Here is a 19,369-nt window from a genome sequence, read left to right on the forward strand (position 1 = left end):
TCCATGTTCTCTCCACATGACCGAGGACCGGAGCGCCGGTGACCAGCCCGAGCGAAGAGCCAGCCTGGAAGCAGCGCGCCGTCGAGCGCTCGTTACGGACCGCGAAACTGCGCGCCGAACAGCGCGTTCAGCGCTTCCTCGACGCGGCGCAGGCCATCATCACCGAGAAGGGCAGCACCGACTTCACCGTGCAGGAAGTCGTCGATCGTTCACGTCAGTCGCTGCGCAGTTTCTATCTGCAGTTCGACGGCAAGCACGAGCTGTTACTCGCCCTTTTCGAAGACGCGCTCGTGCGCACCGCCGATCAACTGCGCGCCGCCGCCGATGCCAAGGCCGATCCGCTGCAGCAGCTGCGGGTGACCGTCGAGCTGCTGTTCGAACTGTCCCGACCCGATCCGGCCGCACAGCGCCCGCTGTTCACCGACTTCGCGCCACAGCTGCTCGTCACGCATCCGGCGCAGGTCAAGGTCGCGCACGCACCGCTGCTCGCACTGTTCACCGAGCTGATGGAGCAGGCCAAAGACGCCGATCAGCTGCGTTCGGACGCGAATCCGCGGCGTACCGCGGCGATGGTCATGCAGACGGTCATGTTCATCGCGCAGTCCACCGGCGGCACTGACGAGGAGACCGTGCACCCGATCACCGCGACCGAAGTCTGGAACTTCTGCGCACACGGCTTCACCAAGGATTGAGAATATCATTCTCAACCACGAAGAGTTTCACTTACACTCGGGGGCATGCCCGACCTCTGGAATGATCTTCTCGGCTGTCTCGACCTGACCGCTCGGCCGTCCCTCGACGACGAATCCGTCTTCGAGGGACGCAATCAGCAGCTCGAGTACTACCGCGTTTTCGGCGGGCAATTGCTCGGCCAGTTCATCCGCGCGGCCGATCTGACCTGCCCGGAGAAATCGGTCAAGTCACTGCACGCATTGTTCCCGCGCGAAGGCCGAACCGATGAGCCGATCCGCTATCGGGTGCGCCGTCATCACGAGGGCCGTTCCTTCGCCACCGTCACCATCGTCGCCGAGCAGAGTTATGGGATCGTGGCCACCGCATCGGTGTCGCTGCACGCGGAGGCGGAGGGGCCCGAGCACCAGAGCGTACCCGCCGTGCCCGCATTGCTGAGCGCCGAGCACAAGGTGACGTGGGACTTGCTGCCCTGGGAAACCCGATCGGCCGTCGATCTCGACGACACCGCTTCGGGCCCACCGGAATTCGAGTTCTGGATGCGGACGCCGGACATCGATGCGCGGCTGGCCCCGGCCATAACTGCCTACGCCACCGATCTCAACCTCATCGGCACCGCACTGCGGCCAATCGACGGTGTATGCCAGCGCGGCAACGGCACCGCATTCCATTCGGCAGTGACCTCGCACAGCATCTGGTTCCATCGACCGTTCCGCACCGACGAGTGGCTGCTGCTGCGTCAGCACAGCCCGCTCATAGCGGGCAGCCGCTGTTTCGGCCGCGGCGATGTGCTGACCGACAACGGCCGGTTGGTCGCCTCGTACGCGCAGGAAGCCATGGTGCGCTTCCCCTCCGAGGTCCGGTGAAGACGTGGTCGTGAATCGAATGGGGATCAAGAGATCTGCCGACGCACCCGAAAACCGGCCGCACCGGGTGGTGCAGTGGGCCACCGGCACCATCGGCGCGCGCGCTCTGCGCGGTGTAGTCGAGCATCCGAAGATGGAGTTGGTCGGCCTGTTCGTGCACAGTGCGGACAAGGTGGGGCGTGATGCCGGTAAGTTCTGCGATATTCCGGCCACCGGTGTGCTGGCCACCGACGACATCGACCAGATCATCGAACTCGACGCGGACTGCGTGCTCTATATGCCGCTCGTGTTCGACGCGCAGGCGGTGATCCGCCTGCTGACATCGGGCACCAATGTGGTGACAACGTGCGGCCTGTTCCATCATCCGGCGAGCATGGATCCTGTTCTGCGCCAACATGTTCAGCAAGCCTGTGCACTCGGCGGCACCTCCATCCACAGCACCGGCAGTAGTCCGGGTTTCATCACCGAGGCAGTGCCGCTGGTGCTGTCCTCGATCCAGCGCCGACTGGACCGGCTGATGATCGACGAGTACGCGGATCTGTCGCAACGCGATTCACCCGCCATGCTATTCGACGTCATGGGTTTCGGGCGTCCACCAGGTGATTCCGACGCGGCCCGCGCGCAACATCTGGCCGCGAGTTTCGGACCGTCACTGCGGCTGGTCGGCGACGCACTCGGCCGGCCGCTGGATTCGATCGAGGCATACGGCTCGGTGGCGGTGGCACGCACAGTCACCCGGATTGCGGCGGGCACGATCGAGCAGGGAACCGTTGCAGCCCAACGCACTACGGTTTCGGGCCTGGTGGCAGGCGAACCGGTGCTGACCTTTCGCGCCAATTGGTATTGCACCACCGATATCGAGCCCGACTGGGACCTGCGCGATACCGGATGGCACATATCGGTGGTCGGTGACGCGCCACTGGAAGTCGACCTGCGCTTCCCGATTCCCTTGGAACAAATGGCGGCCGTATCCCCCGCCTATACCGCCAACCGTGCGGTCAATGCGATTCCCTCGGTCTGTGCCGCCGAGCCCGGGATCCGGTCGACGCTCGACTTACCGCACATCACGGCCGTTCTCGGCTGAACGGTCGTCGACTCCAGAACCCATCGGCTCGGTATCTATTGTCGCAAGGGTAATTCGCGGTCATCAGCCAGTGATGTCGGCCAGCAGCGTGTCTACCCGGGCCCGCGCTCGCGTGGCCACGCCGTCGCCGGGAGCCACGTGGACACGGCCGGCTTCGATCGCGGCGATGGCGGACTCGGCGACCTCGCGCGGGGACAGGATTCCGCCGCGGGCGCCAGCGAGGGTGCGCATCGAGAGGGGCGCGCCCACCGGCAGTTCGATCGCACCCAGTGCGGCGGAATTCTGTCCGAGCGGGGTGTCAACCAGTCCCGGGCACAGCACGGTTGCGCCCAGCGCGGGGGCTGCCTGCTTCAGCTCGAGGTCGAGCGTCTCGGTCAGACCGACCACCGCGTGCATGGTGCCGGTGTAGGGCGTGCGGCCGGGCAGCGGTGCCAGACCACCGGAGGAGGCGGTGTTGAGGAAATGGCCGGCGCCCTGGTCGATGAGCAACGGCGCAAATGCCTTGACGCCGTGGACGACACCGAGGATCTTGATCCCGATCATCCGCTGCCAAGTGGCCGCGTCCTGCTCCCACAGCGGCGCGGCCGGGCACACCACACCGGCGTTATTGCAGACCAGATCCACCCGGCCGTAGGCATCCATGGCGCGCTCGGCCAGCGCGCGCACCGATGTCTCATCGCTCACGTCGGCCACTACGGCGGTGATCTCAGCGTCGCGCAATGCTGCCGCCGCCGCGATCAGGCCGTCCTCGCGGATATCGGAGATGACCAGCCGTACGCCGCGCGCGGCGAGCGCCTCGGCCAGGCCGTAGCCGATGCCGCTCGCACCGCCGGTGATCACAGCGACCTGTCCCTCACGTATCAGCATCGGGCTACTCCTCCTTGCCGGGTGGGGTCGAAACGCCGTCAGAGGCTGAGAACCGATGCCGCCGCGGTACCGGGTGCCCCATAGACCTGGGCGTAGCCGACTCGGGGATTACCCGGCACTTGACGCTCGCCCGCCTGGCCGCGCAACTGCAGCACCAGTTCGTAGACCTGTCGGATACCGGAGGCGCCGATGGGCTCGCCATTGGCGATGAGGCCGCCATCGGTGTTCACCGGCAGGCGGCCGCCGATCTCGGTCGCCCCCTCGGCGAGCAACTTCTCCTGGTCGCCGTCTGCGCAGAAACCGTTCTCGGCCATATGGATAACCTCCGCACCCGCGTCGGTGTCCTGGAGTTGGATCACGTCGACATCCTCGGGGCCGATTCCGGACGCCTCGAAGGCGGCCCGCGAGGCGTACACCGTCGGCGAGACGTCCTCGTCGATGGCCGCCCAGGTGCTGTGCACCTCGTACGCGCCGTAGCGACGCGTACGGATCGCGGTCGAGCGCAGGTATACCGGATTGCTGGTGTAGCGGTGCGCGATATCTCCGCGGCACATGATCACAGCCGCGGCACCCTCGTCGGGCGAGCAGAACATGAACTGCGTCAACGGATAGTTCAGCATCGTCGAGTTCAGGATCTGGTCTTCCGGAATCGGCTTGCGCCGGAAGGCGTTCGGATTGAGCGCGCCATTGCGGAAATTCTTGGCGGCGACCTTGGCCAGGGTGCGCTGGGAGATGCCGTGCTCGTGGATGTAGCGGTTCGCCTTGATCCCGAAGAACTGGGTGGTGACGAACTGTCCGTTCTCCGCATACCAAGCGGGCAACCCGAGCTTGGCCGGATCGTCGGTGAACGCGCCGCGGGGATGTTTGTCCATGCCGACCGCGATGCCGATGTCGTATCGTCCGGACCGGATCGCCTCCGCGGTCTGTTCGATCGAACTGGCCGCGGTGGCACAGGCATTGAACACATTGGTGAACGGGATTCCGGTGAGCCCGACGAGCCGGGTCACGGCATCGGGATTGCTGACCTCATAACTGCCGCCGAAGCCGAACTGGATGTCCTTCCATTCGACACCGGCGTCGGTCAGCGCCAATTGGATTGCGTCGGCGCCCATTTCGATAGCCGACTTGGCGAAGCGGCCGAACGGGTGCAGGCCGACGCCGATGATGGCAACGTCGTTCATGTCAATTCTCCTCGATAGCCGTACTTCAGGCCGGTGCGAAAGCGACCGTGACGACGTCGTTCCCGTCGTCGTCGACATAAAGGGGGACGAAGGCCAACTCGACATCCATCCCGAAGCGCAGCTCGGCCGGATCGGCCACGGTCAGCCGGGCCTCCACCCGTACATCATCGCCCAGTTGCACCAGACCGATCCCGAACGGCTCGAAACTCTCGGCAGACTCCTTGCCCGCGTACGGCAGTTTGGGGACGAAGCCCTGGGTGGTCCAGGCCACGAGAGTGCCGCGGCGGGGCAGCAGCCGTTCGGACATGTCGGGGCCGCTGCACCTGGGGCAGCGTGCTTGTTTGGGCCAGGTGACCGCGCTGCACGCGGCGCAGCGGCTGCCGATCAACTGCGGATTCTCCGCCGGCCACGTCGAGACATCGGGCGCGAGGGCCTTTGCCATGCCGTCCTCCATCAGATGGAAATGTCATTCTCATAAGATATATACGCTATTTCCGGCGAAATGCGAACCAGTCGCTCCGCTGCGGTGTAGGCGTCCAACTGTCCGGCCGCGACCGAGTCCGCCAATGCCGCCAACGCCGGATCGGTCCGCAAGCGGGTCTGCGCCAGCGACAGGATCTGCGCGCGTGCCCGCGCGGTCCGCCGGTCGAGGGTGTCGGCGCGGTGGTGCGCGTCGATCGCGGCCACCAGCTCGGCGACCCCGACGCCCTTGGCTGCGACCAGGGCGAGGATCGGGGCGGCCGACTCCTGATGCAGGTCCCGTACCGTCTGGTCGGCGCCCTCCCGGTCGGCCTTATTGACGACCAGGATGTCGGCGACCTCGAGCAGACCTGCCTTCGCGGCCTGAATCGCGTCTCCCGCACCGGGATTCAGAATCACCAGGGTGGGGTCGGCGATCGCGGCGATCTCGATCTCGGACTGCCCGACACCGACGGTCTCGAGCAGGATCAGCTGGTGGCCGAGCGTCCCGAGCAGGCGGATGGCGGCGGGCACCGCTGCCGCGAGACCGCCCAGATGGCCGCGCGTGGCCACCGAGCGGATCAGGACGTCGGGATCATTGATGTGCTGCGCCATCCGAATTCGATCACCCAGCAGCGCACCGCCGCTGTACGGCGAGGACGGATCGACCGCGAGCACCGCCACCCGCAGGCCCTGCTCTCGGTAGGCGGCCACCAGTGCCGCGATCGTGGTCGACTTCCCCGCGCCCGGAGGGCCGGTGACTCCAATGACCCGAACCGGGGCCGCGTCGAGCAACGCGAGCACCTCGTCGCGCTGTGGTCCCTCGACCGCGCTCAGCAACCGCCCCGTGGCCCGCACCGATCCGGCCCGCGCGGCGGCGATGAGCTCCGCAATGGTTCCCACGCGCTAGGGAGCCGGAACCTCGATGACGGTGGCCGATCCCATCCCGCCACCCGCGCACAGCGCCGCGATTCCGAAACCGCCGCCGCGACGGCGCAATTCGTGCACCAGCGTGACGATCATCCTGGCTCCGGTGGCGGCGACCGGATGGCCGAGCGAGCATCCGCTGCCGCTGAAGTTGACCCGATCGGGATCGATATCGAGGGCCTTGGTCGCCGCGATCGGCACCGAGGCGAACGCCTCGTTGATCTCGTACAGACTCACCTCCGACAGCGAAATACCCGCCCGCGCAACCGCCTTGGTAATCGCCTCGATCGGTGCCAGCCCGGTGTCGTGCGGATCGACGCCGACCGAGGCCCACCCGCGGATGATGCCGAGTGCGGGCAATCCGAGCCGGTCACTGGCAATGGCCAAGGCCGCGGCACCGTCATTGGAGCCCGACGCATTGCCCGCGGTGATGCTGAAGCCCTCGATCTCCGGGTGCAGCACCTTCAATCCGGCCAGCTTTTCCAGACTGGTGTCCCTGCGCGGGTGCTCATCGACCGCGAACAGTCCGTGCGGAGTGTCGATCGGCACGATCTCCTCCTCGAGCCAGCCCTCGTCGATGGCGGCGATGGCATTGCGGTGCGAGCGCAACGCCCACGCATCCATCTCCGCGCGCGAGATTCCGGACGCCACCGCCGTATTCCACCCGACCGTGATCGACATGTCCAGGCACGGCGCGTCCGGCCGATCCGGATGGCTCGGCGCGACCCACGGGTCGATCCATTCGTCCGCGCCGACCCGGAAACGCACACGTGGTGCGGTGGATTCGGAATTCACGCCACCGGCGATGACGAGTTCGTCCATCCCCGCCCGGATTCCGGCGGCCGCGGTCTGCACGGCGGCCATGCCCGCAGCACAGTGCCGGTTGTGCGCCACACCGGCGACATTGGTCAACCCGGCGGTGATCGCCGCGTGCCGGGCCAGTACGCCGCCGCCGTAGCGGCCCTCGCCGAGGACGACGTCATCGATACGGGCCCGGTCGAGCCCCTCGGCGGCCGCGGCCACCACATGCTTGGCCAGGTCGAAGGCATTGGTATCGCGCAGCGTGCCCTTGCGGGCGGTTCCGATCGGAGCGCGCAGGGCGGACACGATGACAGCTTCAGGCATTGGTGTTCTCCATTTCGGTGACGAGGTTGCGGCGCAGCAGTTTTCCGGTTTCGGTCTTAGGCAGTTCGCGGCGGAACACAATGGTGTCGGGCGTCTTCGACGACCGCAGCCGCGTGCGGACCCACTGTTTGATCTCCTCCGGCTCGCCGACTCCGACGAGCACCGCGACCAGGCGCTGCCCCCACTCCGGATCCGGCACCCCGATCACCGCGGCTTCGGTGATGCCCGGATATCCCAGCAGTACGTCCTCGATCTCGGCGGGCGCGATGTTCTCGCCGGCGCGGATGATGGTGTCGTCGGCGCGCCCCTCGATGAAGAGATAGCCGTCGGTGTCGAGCCGTCCCAGATCCCTTGTGGGGAACCAACCTTCGGCATCGAGTGCGCTGCGGCCGCCGTATTCACCCGAGATCTGCTCGCCGCGAACGAATACCAGCCCGGCCTCCCCCGCCCCGGCGGGCTCACCCGATTCCGCCCGGATCTGGATCTCGATCCCTGGTAGCGGCTGCCCCACGGAGCCGAGTCGATCGCGGACGGCCGGATCGTCGGATCCGAAGGCCGCGCGATGATCGTCTGGTCCGAGTACCGCGATCGAGGACGCGGTCTCGGTGAGTCCGTATGCATTGACGAAGCCGGTATCCGGGAACACCCGCAGCGCGTGCTCGAGCACCGGGCGCGGCGTGCGCGAGCCGCCGTAGGCGAGGCTCGCCAGCGTCGGCACACCCGCGTCAGCGCCGTCGACGGCTGCGACGATGCGGGCCAACATGGTCGGCACGAGCATGGCGTGGGTGATCCGTTCGCGCCGAACGGTTTCCAGCCAGCCGGACGCGTCGAACGCCGCGAGATAGACCACGCGGCGGCCGGAGTAGAGATTCGACAGCAGGTTCGTCAGGCCCGCGATGTGGTAGGGCGGCACCGATACCAACGCCGCATCCGTCTCGTCCGCGGCGCCGAACTCGACGGTGTTCAGCAAGTAGGCCATCAGATGCCGATGCCGCAGCAGCGCCGCCTTGGGTTCGGAGGTGGTGCCGCTGGTGTAGATGATCGCGGCGACCGCATTGCCATCCCATGGCGCCTCGAGTTCGGGCCCATCGGTGTTCTCCTCGACCAAGGTGTCGAGGTCTTCGGGCCGCAGCACCAGCGCCCCGGGATGACGATCCAGCAGCATGGCCAACTGCTGTTCGCCGAGCCGATAGTTCAGCGGCACGAATGGCACCCCGGCCAGCGCCGCTCCGAAGAGCGCGACCGGATAGGCCAGGTGATTCGCCCCCAGATACAGCACCGCGGGGTGCCGCTGGAACCGGACGGCCGCGCGACGCGCATTGCCGAGCAGGGCGGCGGCGGTCAGCGAGCGATCGCCAACCGTGATCACGGTCCGATCGCCCGCCGATGCGGCCATGTCTAGGATCATGCTGATATTCATGAGAACATTATTCTCTCCATAGGAGAGTGTTAGTTGCAAGAGAGGATTGCGATATGCAGATCAGTGGGAGCGCTGCCATCGTCGTCGGCGGCACCGGCGGACTCGGCGAGGCCACCGTGCGTCGCCTGCACGCCGCCGGAGCGAAGGTGGTGGTCGCCGATGTCGCCGACGACAAGGGCAAGGAACTCGAGAAAGAACTCGGCATCCACTACGTGCACACCGACGCGACCAGTGAGGAGTCGATGCTCGCGGCCATTGCCGAGGCGGAATCCCTTGGACCGCTGCGAATTTCGGTAGACACCCATGGCGGCCCGGCCACCGGCGGCCGCCTGGTCGGCAAGGACGGCTCGCCACTGGCACTCGACGGTTTCCGCACCACCATCGAGTTCTACCTGACCGCCGTATTCAATGTGCTGCGCCTGTCGGCTGCGGCCATCGCCAAGACCGAGGCACTGGATGAGGGCGCCCGCGGTGTCATCGTCAACACCGCCTCGATCGCGGGGTACGAGGGCCAGATCGGCCAACTCCCCTATTCGGCTGCCAAGGGTGGCGTCATAGGCATGACCCTGGTGGCGGCCCGTGACCTGTCCCCGCTCGGCATCCGGGTGGTCACTATCGCACCGGGCACGGTCAACACACCCGCCTACGGCAAGGCCGCCGACCAGTTGGAAGGCTACTGGGGACCCCAGGTGCCCTTCCCCAAGCGGATGGGCCGCTCGGTCGAATACGCGCAGTTGGCTCAGTCGATCATCGAGAACGACTACCTCAACGGTGAGATCATCCGACTCGACGGCGCACTGCGCTTCCCACCGAAATGAACGGGCAGCCGCACCTTGGTCTGGGCTCGCCACTCAGCGGCAAGGTCGCATTCGTCGCCGGCGCTAGTCGCGGTATCGGCGCGGCGATAGCCGCCGGCCTGGCCGGTGCCGGTGCGGCGGTGGCCGTCGCCGCGCGCTCGGAAACCGAGGGCAAGCTGCCGGGCACCATCGGTTCGGTCGCCGACCGGATCACCGCCGCGGGCGGAACGGCACTGCCCGTGGTCTGCGATGTCACCAGCGAGGAGCCGGTCGAAAACGCCGTGGCCACAACAGTTTCCGAATTCGGTGGCATCGATATCCTGGTCGCCAATGCGGGCGTGATGTGGTTGGGTCCGATCGAGACCACACCACTCGAGCGCTGGCAGCTGTGCATGAACGTCAATCTAACCGGCGTCTTCCTCGTGACCAAGGCCGTCATTCCGCATCTGAAAGCCCGCGGCGGTGGCTCACTCATCGCGATCACCACCACCGGCGTGGATATGATCCGCGGCGCCAATGCGTACTGGGTATCCAAGGCCGCAGTCGAACGCCTCTACCTCGGTCTGGCCGCGGAACTGAAGGAAGACAACATCGCGGTCAACTGCCTGAGCCCGTCCCGAGTGGTATTGACCGAAGGCTGGCAGGCCGGAGGCGGTGGCCAGGAAATTCCAGCGAACATGGTCGAGCCGCCGGAAACGATCGCCCGTGCCGCGGTGCTGCTGGCGAGCCAGGACGCCGCCGGTATCACCGGCACGGTGCAGCGTTCGGAAGTGCTGATTCCGAGGGGCTGATCGGCGCGAGGGCCCCGAAGAAGCATGGTCTTCGGGGCCTTGCGCGGACCTCGACACTTGGCGGCATCGGCACGGAAACTCTCGCTCTGGAACAAGATCCTCGGCTGCGCCGGGCGGTGCGCAACGACCGGTCGACGCGTGCGACCGATGCGAACACCAATGGCCTTCTGCGCCAGTACTTCCCGCAAGCTACAGTCGGGATCGTCACGATGTGCCCGCGCGGCACCCCGCCGTTGGTGAACGGTCCGAGCCAGATTTCGTAGCTGTCGGTGTCGATCGCGCGGTGGACTCGTTTCACGGCGGCGGCATAGGTGCTGTTCGGTGCTGGATACGTACGGACCGTGTCGGTGCGATGCATGAACAGGCCGACCGCCGCCACGGGTCGTAACGAGCGCTCCCCCATCGAGCCGAGGGTCAATCCCCCAGGTGAGGGCCCGACCGGCTGCCGGCCTGTCGGAGTTCGCCGTATCCCGGGCCGGCGTCGGTATCGTCATGGCCTCATCATGTCCCGCATATCTGAATCCCTCACGTGATGAACAGGAGGCCGAGGTGGCCGAAACGACGGTGGCCGAGGTGATGGCCGAGCTGGCCGCACTCGAGGACCCGAGGACGCGCGTGGTGAACGAGAAACACGGTGATGATCACGGTGTGAACCTCAGCAAGCTGCGCGCGCTCGCGAAGCGGCTGAAAACGCAGCAGGAACTCGCGCGCCAGCTCTGGGAGACCGACGACACCGCGGCAAAACTGCTGGCGACCCTGATCTGCCGCCCGAAGGCGTTCGAGCGTGACGAGTTGGACGTCATGGTGCGCGAGGCGCGCACACCCAAGGTGCACGACTGGCTGGTGAACTATGTGGTGAAGAAGAACCCGTACGCCGAAGAGCTGCGCCTGTCCTGGTTCGCCGATCCGGATCCAGTGGTCGCGAGCGCAGGCTGGGCGTTGACCACCGAACGCGTGGCGAAGCAGCCCGAGAGCCTCGATCTCGCAGGACTACTCGACGTCATCGAGGCACAGATGAAAGACGCCCCGGATCGCCTGCAGTGGGCGATGAACCACTGCCTGACTCAGATCGGGATCGAGCACGCCGAGCAGCGGGCACGTGCAATCGACATCGGTGAGCGCTTGAAGGTGCTCGAGGACTACCCGACTCCACCGAACTGCACGTCTCCGTTCGCGCCCATCTGGATCACGGAGATGGTGCGCCGACAGCACGACAAGTAGGAAGGCTCGCGCTCGCGACCTCCGCCAAAACGCGCCAACACGATCAACGGACCGAGATCATTTCTGGGATCACACAATTCCGACGCAGCCCCCGGTAGCTCCGTCGCTAGCCGACGACTGGGCGCCAGCGCCGCGGTCGGGGTGTCGCAGATCCGCCGGCACAGCAGCCCGTCCTGACAGGCGACACCGATACGTGTCACCGCGCCGACAACCCCACAGATTGGTCAGCTGATCAGGTGGAAACGGTGGCGGCATCGCCCGAGAGGAGTGCGCCGCCAGTTCCACGTGATCACCTGTCCAGTAGTGCATCCCGGATGTCATCAGCCGAATGGGGCATCAGGTGAGTCCTCGAATTGCCCATCCGGTGGCGCCAACGAGATGTAGTCGATGCGAATCGCAACGCCCTGCTGCTTTGGCGGGGCGAATGTCGGCGGCACGGTGCGCGGTATCGCTCATTCGTAGTCAACGGTGATGGAGTCCGTATCCGGCACGGCCTGACAGGTGAGGACATACCCCTCGGCGAGTTCGTCGTCGGTCAGGGCGTCGTTGCGGCGCAGGGTGGCATGGCCTTTCGTCACCTTGGCCATGCAGGTGGCGCAGTTACCTGCCTCGCAGGAGAACGGGGGTGTGAGACCGGCGCGGCGGGCGCTGTCGAGCAGTGTTTCGCCGTCCTTGCGCGGAACCGACTTCTTCTTGCCGTTGAGAATGATCGTGACTGTGTGGTCAGTGGTCGCGACGGGGGTGGTCGCAGTGGGGGTTTCGACGGCCGCGACGGAGGGTGTGGCCGTAGGGGTTTGGACGGCTACGGGCAGCACCGGAGCCGGTGCGCCGAATCGCTCACTGAACACCAGACCCGGTCCGGGCACAGCGTTCTCGACCATCTCCATGAAGGCCTCGGGTCCGCAGATATAACTGTCGCCGTCGCCGTCCGCGCCGACGAAATCGCGGATCGCGTCGGGTGTCAGGAAGCCCCCGTCGGCATCGAGGTGACGGACCACCTCGAGCCGCCCCGGATAGCGGTCGACCAGTTCCGCGAGCACGGCCTCGAAGATCACCGACTCCGGATCACGGTCCGCGCATAGCAGCCGCACCTTCCTGGCGGTGCTCGCCAGCGCGCTCTTGGCCAGCGACAGAATCGGCGTGATGCCGCTGCCGCCGCTGAAACCGAGCAGCGGTAGTTCGGTGGAACGTAAGCAGAATCGGCCTGCCGCTCTCGTCAGCTCCAATTCGTCGCCCTCGACCACGTTGTCGTGCAGCCAGTTCGAGACCTGTCCGCCGGGCACCCGCTTGACCGTGGTCATCAGTTCGCGGTCGGTTTCCGGCGCACTCGACATCGAGTAGGAGCGGAACAGGTCCCTGCCGTCCACGTGGACTCGAAAGGTGCAGAACTGCCCGGATTGATAAGCGATCGGCCCGTCGTGCGGGGCGAGCACATAGGTGCGCGCGTCGGCGCTCTCTTTAACGATCCGCGTTACGGTCGCGCGCTGGAACAACGGGGGTCTCGCCATGAACTGCCTCCTCCTGGTATTAAGATTCTAGTACAAGGAGAATTGTATTCTCTCCGACGAGACAGGATCTTCTCAAATGGGGTCGAACGACAGCCACCGCGGTGCCGCCCCTGCCGCTACCGCGCGCACCGAACCGGTCGCGCTCGCGTTCGAGTACCGCGAGTACACGCACGGGCAGTTGGAGCGGCTGGCCGCGGGTCTGGCCGTGGAATTGGTCGGGCGGGGCGTGCGTGCCGGGCATCGCGTCGCGCTGATGTCGTCGAACCGGCCGGAATTCGTGGTCGCCGTGCTGGCGACGTGGCGGTTGGGCGCTACACCGGTCCTGATCAGTCCGGCATGGAAACGCGCCGAGGTCGAACATGCGCTGGCGCTGACCGGACCGGTGTACGGACTCGGCGATTCGCCGATATTGACCGAGCTGCTGCCGACCCGTCACCTCGACGACCCGATCACCCCGCTGACGCGCACGTTCGGGCGACCCGATCCGGAATCCGACGCGGTGTTCGTATTCAGTTCGGGTACTACCGGATTGCCGAAGGCGGTGCGGCACACCCACGCCTCGCTCGCCGCCGCGGTGCGGCACTGGACCCGGGTGCTGGAGTTGAACTCTTACGACCGCCTGCAGATCGTCACGCCGCCCTCGCACATCCTGGGGCTGCTCAATATCGTCACCGTGCTGGAGGCGGGCGCCTGGATGCGGCTGCACCGGCGCTTCGATCTGGAACAGATGCTGCGGTGCATCGCCGAGGACCGGATCACCATCGAGATGGCTGTCGCGCCCATCGCTTTGGCACTTGCCGCGCACCCCGAGCTCGAGTCCTATGACCTGTCCTCGCTGCGCTTCATCATGTGGGGCGCCACGCCGGTCACCGCCGCCGTCGCCGAAACCGTAACCGCCCGAACCGGTGTCGGTTGGCTGCCCGCGTACGGAACCACCGAGCTGCCGGTCATCGCGTGCAGTCCGATCGGGGATGTGCGGTACGACAGCGTTGGAACAGCAGCGCCGCAAGTGCAACTACGGGTTGTGTCGACGGCGACCGGAGAACCGTTGGGTCCGGGCGAGATCGGCGAAATCCAGGCGCGGTCGCCATCACTGATGGCAGGTTATCTACCGGCCGAGGCGACCGGCGAAGCCTTCGACGACGGCTGGTACCGGACCGGTGATATCGGCCGAATCGACGCCGAAGGCTGGGTCCAGTTGACCGACCGATCCAAGGAAATGATCAAGGTCCGCGGCTTCCAGGTGGCACCCGCCGAAATCGAGGCCGTGCTGCACGGGCATCCCGCGGTGGGCGACTGCGCGGTGTTCGGCATCGCCGACACCGCTGACGGGGAGGCGATCGTCGCGGCAGTCTCGTGCACCGCGACGGTCACCGCCGACGAACTCATCGCACTGGTCGGCGACCGGCTGGCGGGCTACAAACGACCGCGCCGCGTGGTGTTCGTCCCCGAAATCCCGCGCCTGCCCTCCGGCAAGGTGTTGCGCCGAATTCTCAAGGAGCAGTATGGACGTTCGTCTCACGAGTGAACAGCGACAATTGCGGGACGCCGCCGCGAAATTGGCCGATGACCTCGGCCCCGGCTCGGTACTCGACCTCGACGACGCGGCGCGGGTCACCCGGCTGGAGAAGGCGGTCGACCAGACCGGCTGGCGCGCACTGCGTTCGGACGGCGCCTCCGGAGTCGAGGTGGCGATCGTGGCCGAGGAGTTCGGGCGCGGCCTGGTCGATGTGCCGTTCCTGGGACCGGTACTGGCCGACGATCTGCGCGGACCGGCCGACGACGATCAGCGCTGGACGGTCGCGGTGGCGGGCCGGGCTCTCGACGCGCACAGCGCCGAGCGCGCGTTGGTGATCGACGACGGACAACTGCTTGTCGGCCGCGTCGGCGCCGAACTGCCCGGTGCGGATCTCACCAGGCTCGACGCGGAGCTCACCGGTCGCCTCGACTTCCTCGGCGAACTGTCCGCCGATCAGGTGGCTCAGTGGCAGGCGTTGGCGCTGGTGGCCACCACCGCTGATCTGGTCGGTGTCGCGCGCGGCGCGCAGTCCCTCACCGTCGAATACGCGAAAGTCCGTGCGCAGTACGGCAATACGATCGGTTCGTATCAAGCGGTTGCGCACCTACTCGCCGAAAGTCAGGCCCTGATCGAGGGATCGATCAGCGTCGCGCGCCATGCGGCCTGGTCAGTCGACGAATTGTCGCACGCCGAGTCGATGCGGGCGGCGCGGATCGCGAAGCTGTACTGCGCGCGGGCCGCACGAACGGTATGCGAGACCGCGATTCAAGTGCACGGCGGCATCGGCAACACCTGGGAGTGCCTCGCGCACATATACCTGCGCCGGGCCCTGACCTCGACCGAATTGTTCCCCGTCAGCCTGGAGGAGATCGACCTTGGACTTTCGTGACGCACCGCAGGAGGCCGAATTCCGGGACCGGCTGCGCGCCTGGCTGGGCGAGGTGGCCGGTACCTTTCCGACTTCGGGTGACGAATACTGGGCGCGCCAAGGCGAATGGCATCAAGCGCTGTACGCGGCCGGATTCTTCGGACTGTCGTGGCCGCGAGAATTCGGTGGCCACGATCTTTCGCCGGTCTACGACGTCATCCTGGACGAGGAGTTGGCGATCGCGGGCGCACCGCCGCGGCCCAGCCTCGGCTACCTGGTCGCTGGCCTCGGACGGCACGCGAGCAAGGAACTGCGCCAACGGTTCCTGCCCGGCATGATCAACGGCACCGAGCGCTGGTGCCAGGGCTTCAGCGAACCGGGGGCCGGTTCGGATCTGGCCGCGTTGACCACCACCGCGACGCGCGCGGGCGACCACTATGTAGTCAATGGCCACAAGATCTGGACCAGCTATTCCGATGTCGCCGACTGGTGCCTGCTGTTAGCGCGCACCGATCCGAATGCGCCACGACACAAAGGTATTTCGGCATTCATCATCTCGATGAAGCAACCGGGTGTGCGGCAGCGGCCACTGCGGATGATCAGCGGGGTGACCCGGGAATTCGGTCAGGTGGAATTCGACGGGGCGATCGTGCCCGCGGATCAACTGGTCGGTGCGCCCGGTGCGGGCTGGAAGCTGGCGATGACCGTCGTCGGACATGAACGTGAACCGTCCACATTGGGATTCGCTGCTCGATACGGAAAGCTGGTGCGCCAGTTGGCCGCTCGCGTCGAGGGCAAGGCGCCCGAGGAACTCGTCTGGGCGGCGGTGCAGACCGAGATGCTGCGCCTGCACGTCCGGCGCCGACTCTCCGAACAGCTCGACGGCGTCACCCACGGGCCCGACGGGTCGCTGGACAAACTGCTCATGACCTGGGCCGACCAGGCGGTCGGCCATGCGGCGCTGGCCGTCGGCGGCACCCGCGATCCGGAACTGCTCGGGTCCTACTTCTACAGCCGCGCACAGAGCGTCATGGGCGGTACCTCACAGATACAGAAGAACATCATCGCCGCGCGCATCCTGGGATTGGGAGTTTGAAATGTATGACATGCCAGCCGAAATCGACGTCCGCGCCGAGGGACCGGTCCGGATCATCACGCTGAACCGACCCGATGCCCTCAACGCCGTCAACGATCCGCTGCATAACGGGCTGGCCCGCTTGTGGCCGCGGCTCAGCGCGGACCCGCAGGCGCGGGTAGCCGTGCTGACCGGCGCGGGCCGGGCCTTCTCCGCCGGTGGCGACTTCACCTACCTCGAGGAACTCAGCCGCGATCGCGAACTGCGCACCAAGACCATCGCCGACGGCCGCGATATCGTGCTCGGCATGGCCCGCTGCCGGATCCCGGTGATCGCCGCGGTCAACGGTCCGGCGGTCGGTCTCGGCTGCAGCCTTGTCGCGTTGAGCGACATGGTCTACATCGCCGAAACCGCGTATCTGGCCGATCCACACGTGCAGGTCGGGTTGGTCGCCGCCGACGGCGGCCCACTCACCTGGCCGCTGCACACGAGCCTGCTGCTGGCCAAGGAATACGCGATCACCGGTGCACGAATCCCCGCCGCCAGGGCTAGGGAGATGGGCCTGGCCAACCATGTCGTCGAAGATCCGGTAGCCGAGGCGCTGGCATGTGCGCAACGGATGCTCGAACTTCCGCAGCAGGCAGTGGAAAGCACCAAACGCGTCCTCAACCTGCAACTAGAGCGTGCCGTGCTGGCCACGCTCGACTACGCCCTGGCGGCCGAAGACCTGACCTTCCAGAGTGCAGACTTCCGTGCCAATATCGCCAGGTTGACCGCCAAGCACTGACGCGCGGCCGACGAAAGGGCGCCGCGCACCTTTTCCGGTGCCGCGCACGAATTCGCCGGGCGAAAGCATGCGTGGCGCGCAAATCGGTGCGCGGCAGCAGCAACCTTCAGGCTGCGGCCTCTTGGGCTATGGCGGAGGCGAAGGCGTCTACGTCGGGTTCGGTGGTGTCGAATGAGCACATCCAACGGACCTCGCCGGTGCGGTCGTCCCAGGTGTGGAAGCGGAACCGTTTCTGCAGTCGCTCGGTGACTTCCGGGGGCAGTATGGCGAAGACGGCGTTGGCCTGGACCGGCCGTACGATCTCGACGCCGGGCACTTCGGCGACGGCCGTTGCCAGCCGGGCCGCCATCGCGTTGGCGTGCTGGGCGTTGCGCAGCCACAGGTCGCCCTCCAGCAGGGCGACGAGTTGGGCCGACACGTACCGCATCTTGGAGGCCAGCTGCATCGACGCCTTACGCAGGTACGTCATGCCGCGCACCGCGTCCGGGTTCAGCACCACAATCGCCTCGCCGAGCATCAAGCCATTCTTGGTGCCGCCGAACGACAGCACGTCCACCCCGGCGTCGGTGGTGAACGCGCGCAGCGGCAGGTCGAGCGCGGCGGCCGCGTTGGCCAGTCGGGCGCCGTCCACGTGCACCAGCATGTCGCGCTCGCGCGCCAGCGCGCTGATGACGGCGATCTCGCCGGGTGTGTAGAGGGTGCCGAGCTCGGTGCTCTGGGTGATCGAGACGACTTTGGGTTGGGCGTGGTGCTCCTCGCCGAAGCCCCACGCGTACCGGTCGAGCAGCCCCGGCGTCAGCTTGCCGTCGGGGGTGGATACCGGGATCAGCTTGAGCCCGGCCACCTTCTCGGGTGCGCCGCACTCGTCCAGGTTGATGTGTGCGGACTCCGGGCAGATCACCGCGCTCCACCGGTCGCACATCGCCTGCAGCCCAACCACATTGGCGCCGCTGCCGTTGAAGACCGGATAGACATCGGCACGCTCGCCGAAATGGTCCTCGACCAGTTCGCGCAGCCGTACGGTGTGGACGTCCGCGCCGTAGGCAGGTTGGTGGCCCTCGTTGGCGGCGGCCAGCGCCGCCATGATCTCCGGGTGCACGGAAGCGTTGTTGTCACTGGCGAAACCACGCAGTGGCTCGGACTCGGGAAAGGTTTCGCTCACTTATCCTCTTCCGTCAGCAGTGGGAAGGCGCCGTTCTCATCGTGGACCTCGCGGCCGGTGAGGGGCGGGTTGAACACGCAGACCGCGCGGAAGCGGGTGTGGGTGCGCAAAGTGTGATGCTGATGTGCGTCGACCAGGTACATCACCCCGGGCTCGAGACGGTGCTCTGCACCGGTCTCGGCGTCCACCAGTTCACCCCGACCCTCGATGACGTAGACGGCCTCGATGTGGTTGGCGTACCACATCTCGAGCTCGGTACCCGCGTCCACCACGGTGTCGTTCAAGGAGAACCCGACCTTCTCCTCGGCGAGCACCAGGCGACGGCTATTCCATGTGGGGCCCTTCACTTCTCGCTCGGTGCCGATGATCTCTTTCAGTGAACGGACGATCATGGAGTGCGTTCCTTTGTCTCGTGCGTTTCTGCGAACACTGAAATCATGGTTGCTGACGCGGCATCCCGACAGCGGCAGAAACGCCCCTGACCGCCAAGATCGCGCCATGCGTATCAGGACTTGCGGGCCAACATCGCCAGGCTCACAACAAAGGTCTCGGTGGCTTCGTGCCCGCGGCGGTGCTCGAATCGGCCGCTCGGCATCCGCTTGAATTCGGTGAGTCCGGGCTGGATCTCGGAGACATTTACCGCACTCGCGCGTGACGGCTCAGCGGGCACTCCGGTCGCCGATGTGGTCCGGAACTACAGGGTGCTGAGCGCTGTGCTGGCAAACACCGACGCTTTCTGTCGACAATCCGGTGGGCAGCTGTGGGCGAGACCGATTGTGCCGGAAGGCTTTCACGAGGTGGAGCGGCACTACACTGGCCGTGCGGCGGCCCAACCTGAGCGCTGAGGCTTCGTGCTGGCCGCGACGCCGCCAACACAAAGCCCGCACTACCGCCGCCCTGGGCATCCACTCACCTGACTGCCCGGTGGTTGGGTCGGGAACTGGCGCGGTGTCGTGAGCGGTTGTAGGTGTGGAAGCCACTGTGACCGAACGGTTTCCCGCTTGATCGTTCTTCTGCCCCAC

At 66.4% G+C, this 19,369-nt stretch carries 20 protein-coding genes; 10 read left to right on the top strand and 10 right to left on the bottom strand.

Annotated elements, in window-relative coordinates:
• Positions 1 to 38 precede the first annotated feature (38 nt).
• The 3 genes from ACIBJI_RS09625 to ACIBJI_RS09635 are packed head-to-tail and all read left to right on the top strand — an operon-like array spanning position 39 to position 2,640.
• Complete coding sequence (locus tag ACIBJI_RS09625; protein ID WP_364342997.1) at positions 39 to 692, top strand: TetR/AcrR family transcriptional regulator; 654 nt, start codon at positions 39 to 41, stop codon at positions 690 to 692.
• A gap of 45 nt (positions 693 to 737) precedes the next feature.
• The gene (locus ACIBJI_RS09630) at positions 738 to 1,556 is read left to right on the top strand and encodes an acyl-CoA thioesterase (protein ID WP_397083699.1); all 819 of its coding nucleotides are present in this window, start codon (positions 738 to 740) and stop codon (positions 1,554 to 1,556) included.
• Positions 1,557 to 1,560: 4 nt separating this feature from the next.
• Positions 1,561 to 2,640 carry a dihydrodipicolinate reductase gene (locus ACIBJI_RS09635; RefSeq protein ID WP_397083701.1) on the top strand — a complete coding sequence of 360 codons (1,080 nt, stop codon included), beginning with the start codon at positions 1,561 to 1,563 and terminating at the stop codon, positions 2,638 to 2,640.
• A gap of 63 nt (positions 2,641 to 2,703) precedes the next feature.
• On the opposite strand, the gene ACIBJI_RS09640 is transcribed toward ACIBJI_RS09635, so the two are convergent.
• From ACIBJI_RS09640 to ACIBJI_RS09665, 6 genes are read right to left on the bottom strand one after another with little or no spacing between them, the layout of a single operon-like run.
• Positions 2,704 to 3,507: an SDR family oxidoreductase gene (locus tag ACIBJI_RS09640; protein WP_397083703.1), complete on the bottom strand. Its 804-nt coding sequence runs from the start codon at positions 3,505 to 3,507 to the stop codon at positions 2,704 to 2,706.
• Positions 3,508 to 3,545: 38 nt separating this feature from the next.
• A complete protein-coding gene (locus tag ACIBJI_RS09645; protein ID WP_364343009.1) occupies positions 3,546 to 4,688 on the bottom strand; it encodes a thiolase family protein in 1,143 nt (380 codons plus the stop codon).
• 25 nt (positions 4,689 to 4,713) lie between these two features.
• Positions 4,714 to 5,130 (bottom strand): Zn-ribbon domain-containing OB-fold protein, encoded by a 417-nt coding sequence (locus ACIBJI_RS09650; protein ID WP_396958065.1) that lies wholly within the window; start codon positions 5,128 to 5,130, stop codon positions 4,714 to 4,716.
• Between the two features lie 11 nt (positions 5,131 to 5,141).
• Positions 5,142 to 6,050: an ArgK/MeaB family GTPase gene (locus tag ACIBJI_RS09655; protein ID WP_397083705.1), complete on the bottom strand. Its 909-nt coding sequence runs from the start codon at positions 6,048 to 6,050 to the stop codon at positions 5,142 to 5,144.
• Positions 6,051 to 6,053: 3 nt separating this feature from the next.
• Positions 6,054 to 7,199 carry a thiolase family protein gene (locus ACIBJI_RS09660; RefSeq protein ID WP_397083707.1) on the bottom strand — a complete coding sequence of 382 codons (1,146 nt, stop codon included), beginning with the start codon at positions 7,197 to 7,199 and terminating at the stop codon, positions 6,054 to 6,056.
• The gene (locus ACIBJI_RS09665; RefSeq protein ID WP_364343021.1) at positions 7,192 to 8,619 is read right to left on the bottom strand and encodes an AMP-binding protein; all 1,428 of its coding nucleotides are present in this window, start codon (positions 8,617 to 8,619) and stop codon (positions 7,192 to 7,194) included. The genes ACIBJI_RS09660 and ACIBJI_RS09665 overlap by 8 nt, the downstream gene beginning before the upstream one ends.
• Before the next feature lie 53 nt (positions 8,620 to 8,672).
• Here ACIBJI_RS09665 and ACIBJI_RS09670 point away from each other — a divergent pair, with 53 nt between their 5' ends.
• The 3 genes from ACIBJI_RS09670 (at position 8,673) to ACIBJI_RS09680 (ending at position 11,428) form a co-directional block, all read left to right on the top strand.
• Complete coding sequence (locus ACIBJI_RS09670) at positions 8,673 to 9,437, top strand: SDR family NAD(P)-dependent oxidoreductase (protein ID WP_364343024.1); 765 nt, start codon at positions 8,673 to 8,675, stop codon at positions 9,435 to 9,437.
• Positions 9,434 to 10,207: an SDR family oxidoreductase gene (locus ACIBJI_RS09675; protein ID WP_397083709.1), complete on the top strand. Its 774-nt coding sequence runs from the start codon at positions 9,434 to 9,436 to the stop codon at positions 10,205 to 10,207. Before ACIBJI_RS09670 ends, ACIBJI_RS09675 begins: the two co-directional genes overlap by 4 nt.
• A 492-nt stretch (positions 10,208 to 10,699) precedes the next feature.
• Positions 10,700 to 11,428, top strand: coding sequence for a DNA alkylation repair protein (locus ACIBJI_RS09680; RefSeq protein WP_397083711.1), 729 nt, complete (start codon positions 10,700 to 10,702; stop codon positions 11,426 to 11,428).
• 452 nt (positions 11,429 to 11,880) lie between these two features.
• Here ACIBJI_RS09680 and ACIBJI_RS09685 read toward each other — a convergent pair whose 3' ends face one another.
• Positions 11,881 to 12,936: a 2Fe-2S iron-sulfur cluster-binding protein gene (locus ACIBJI_RS09685; RefSeq protein ID WP_397083713.1), complete on the bottom strand. Its 1,056-nt coding sequence runs from the start codon at positions 12,934 to 12,936 to the stop codon at positions 11,881 to 11,883.
• Between the two features lie 76 nt (positions 12,937 to 13,012).
• Between ACIBJI_RS09685 and ACIBJI_RS09690 the strand changes: the two genes are divergently transcribed.
• The 4 genes from ACIBJI_RS09690 to ACIBJI_RS09705 are packed head-to-tail and all read left to right on the top strand — an operon-like array spanning position 13,013 to position 17,185.
• The gene (locus ACIBJI_RS09690) at positions 13,013 to 14,464 is read left to right on the top strand and encodes a class I adenylate-forming enzyme family protein (RefSeq protein WP_396958060.1); all 1,452 of its coding nucleotides are present in this window, start codon (positions 13,013 to 13,015) and stop codon (positions 14,462 to 14,464) included.
• Positions 14,442 to 15,344, top strand: a complete 903-nt coding sequence (locus ACIBJI_RS09695) for an acyl-CoA dehydrogenase family protein (RefSeq protein ID WP_364343040.1) — start codon at positions 14,442 to 14,444, stop codon at positions 15,342 to 15,344. Before ACIBJI_RS09690 ends, ACIBJI_RS09695 begins: the two co-directional genes overlap by 23 nt.
• On the top strand, positions 15,331 to 16,419 hold the full coding sequence (locus ACIBJI_RS09700) for an acyl-CoA dehydrogenase family protein (RefSeq protein ID WP_364343043.1): 1,089 nt from the start codon (positions 15,331 to 15,333) through the stop codon (positions 16,417 to 16,419). The genes ACIBJI_RS09695 and ACIBJI_RS09700 overlap by 14 nt, the downstream gene beginning before the upstream one ends.
• A gap of 1 nt (position 16,420) precedes the next feature.
• The gene (locus ACIBJI_RS09705) at positions 16,421 to 17,185 is read left to right on the top strand and encodes an enoyl-CoA hydratase/isomerase family protein (RefSeq protein ID WP_397083715.1); all 765 of its coding nucleotides are present in this window, start codon (positions 16,421 to 16,423) and stop codon (positions 17,183 to 17,185) included.
• Between the two features lie 106 nt (positions 17,186 to 17,291).
• Here the strand turns inward: ACIBJI_RS09705 and ACIBJI_RS09710 are convergent, their stop codons facing one another.
• From ACIBJI_RS09710 to ACIBJI_RS09720, 3 genes are all read right to left on the bottom strand, one after another.
• Positions 17,292 to 18,347: a threonine aldolase family protein gene (locus ACIBJI_RS09710; protein ID WP_397083717.1), complete on the bottom strand. Its 1,056-nt coding sequence runs from the start codon at positions 18,345 to 18,347 to the stop codon at positions 17,292 to 17,294.
• On the bottom strand, positions 18,344 to 18,739 hold the full coding sequence (locus tag ACIBJI_RS09715; protein ID WP_364343052.1) for an ectoine synthase: 396 nt from the start codon (positions 18,737 to 18,739) through the stop codon (positions 18,344 to 18,346). Before ACIBJI_RS09715 ends, ACIBJI_RS09710 begins: the two co-directional genes overlap by 4 nt.
• A gap of 113 nt (positions 18,740 to 18,852) precedes the next feature.
• Positions 18,853 to 19,017 (bottom strand): hypothetical protein, encoded by a 165-nt coding sequence (locus ACIBJI_RS09720; RefSeq protein ID WP_396958057.1) that lies wholly within the window; start codon positions 19,015 to 19,017, stop codon positions 18,853 to 18,855.
• Positions 19,018 to 19,369 lie beyond the last annotated feature (352 nt).

This window comes from Nocardia sp. NPDC050408 (genome assembly GCF_044458905.1).
GTDB lineage: Bacteria > Actinomycetota > Actinomycetes > Mycobacteriales > Mycobacteriaceae > Nocardia.

Coding starts and splice junctions, on each gene's coding strand:
- ACIBJI_RS09630 (WP_397083699.1), top strand. CDS start 738: ATGCCCGACCTCTGGAATGATCTTCTCGGCTGTCTCGACCTGACCGCT.
- ACIBJI_RS09640 (WP_397083703.1), bottom strand. CDS start 3,507: ATGCTGATACGTGAGGGACAGGTCGCTGTGATCACCGGCGGTGCGAGC.
- ACIBJI_RS09645 (WP_364343009.1), bottom strand. CDS start 4,688: ATGAACGACGTTGCCATCATCGGCGTCGGCCTGCACCCGTTCGGCCGC.
- ACIBJI_RS09650 (WP_396958065.1), bottom strand. CDS start 5,130: ATGGCAAAGGCCCTCGCGCCCGATGTCTCGACGTGGCCGGCGGAGAAT.
- ACIBJI_RS09660 (WP_397083707.1), bottom strand. CDS start 7,199: ATGCCTGAAGCTGTCATCGTGTCCGCCCTGCGCGCTCCGATCGGAACC.
- ACIBJI_RS09665 (WP_364343021.1), bottom strand. CDS start 8,619: ATGAATATCAGCATGATCCTAGACATGGCCGCATCGGCGGGCGATCGG.
- ACIBJI_RS09670 (WP_364343024.1), top strand. CDS start 8,673: ATGCAGATCAGTGGGAGCGCTGCCATCGTCGTCGGCGGCACCGGCGGA.
- ACIBJI_RS09675 (WP_397083709.1), top strand. CDS start 9,434: ATGAACGGGCAGCCGCACCTTGGTCTGGGCTCGCCACTCAGCGGCAAG.
- ACIBJI_RS09680 (WP_397083711.1), top strand. CDS start 10,700: ATGGCCTCATCATGTCCCGCATATCTGAATCCCTCACGTGATGAACAG.
- ACIBJI_RS09685 (WP_397083713.1), bottom strand. CDS start 12,936: ATGGCGAGACCCCCGTTGTTCCAGCGCGCGACCGTAACGCGGATCGTT.
- ACIBJI_RS09690 (WP_396958060.1), top strand. CDS start 13,013: ATGGGGTCGAACGACAGCCACCGCGGTGCCGCCCCTGCCGCTACCGCG.
- ACIBJI_RS09695 (WP_364343040.1), top strand. CDS start 14,442: ATGGACGTTCGTCTCACGAGTGAACAGCGACAATTGCGGGACGCCGCC.
- ACIBJI_RS09705 (WP_397083715.1), top strand. CDS start 16,421: ATGTATGACATGCCAGCCGAAATCGACGTCCGCGCCGAGGGACCGGTC.
- ACIBJI_RS09715 (WP_364343052.1), bottom strand. CDS start 18,739: ATGATCGTCCGTTCACTGAAAGAGATCATCGGCACCGAGCGAGAAGTG.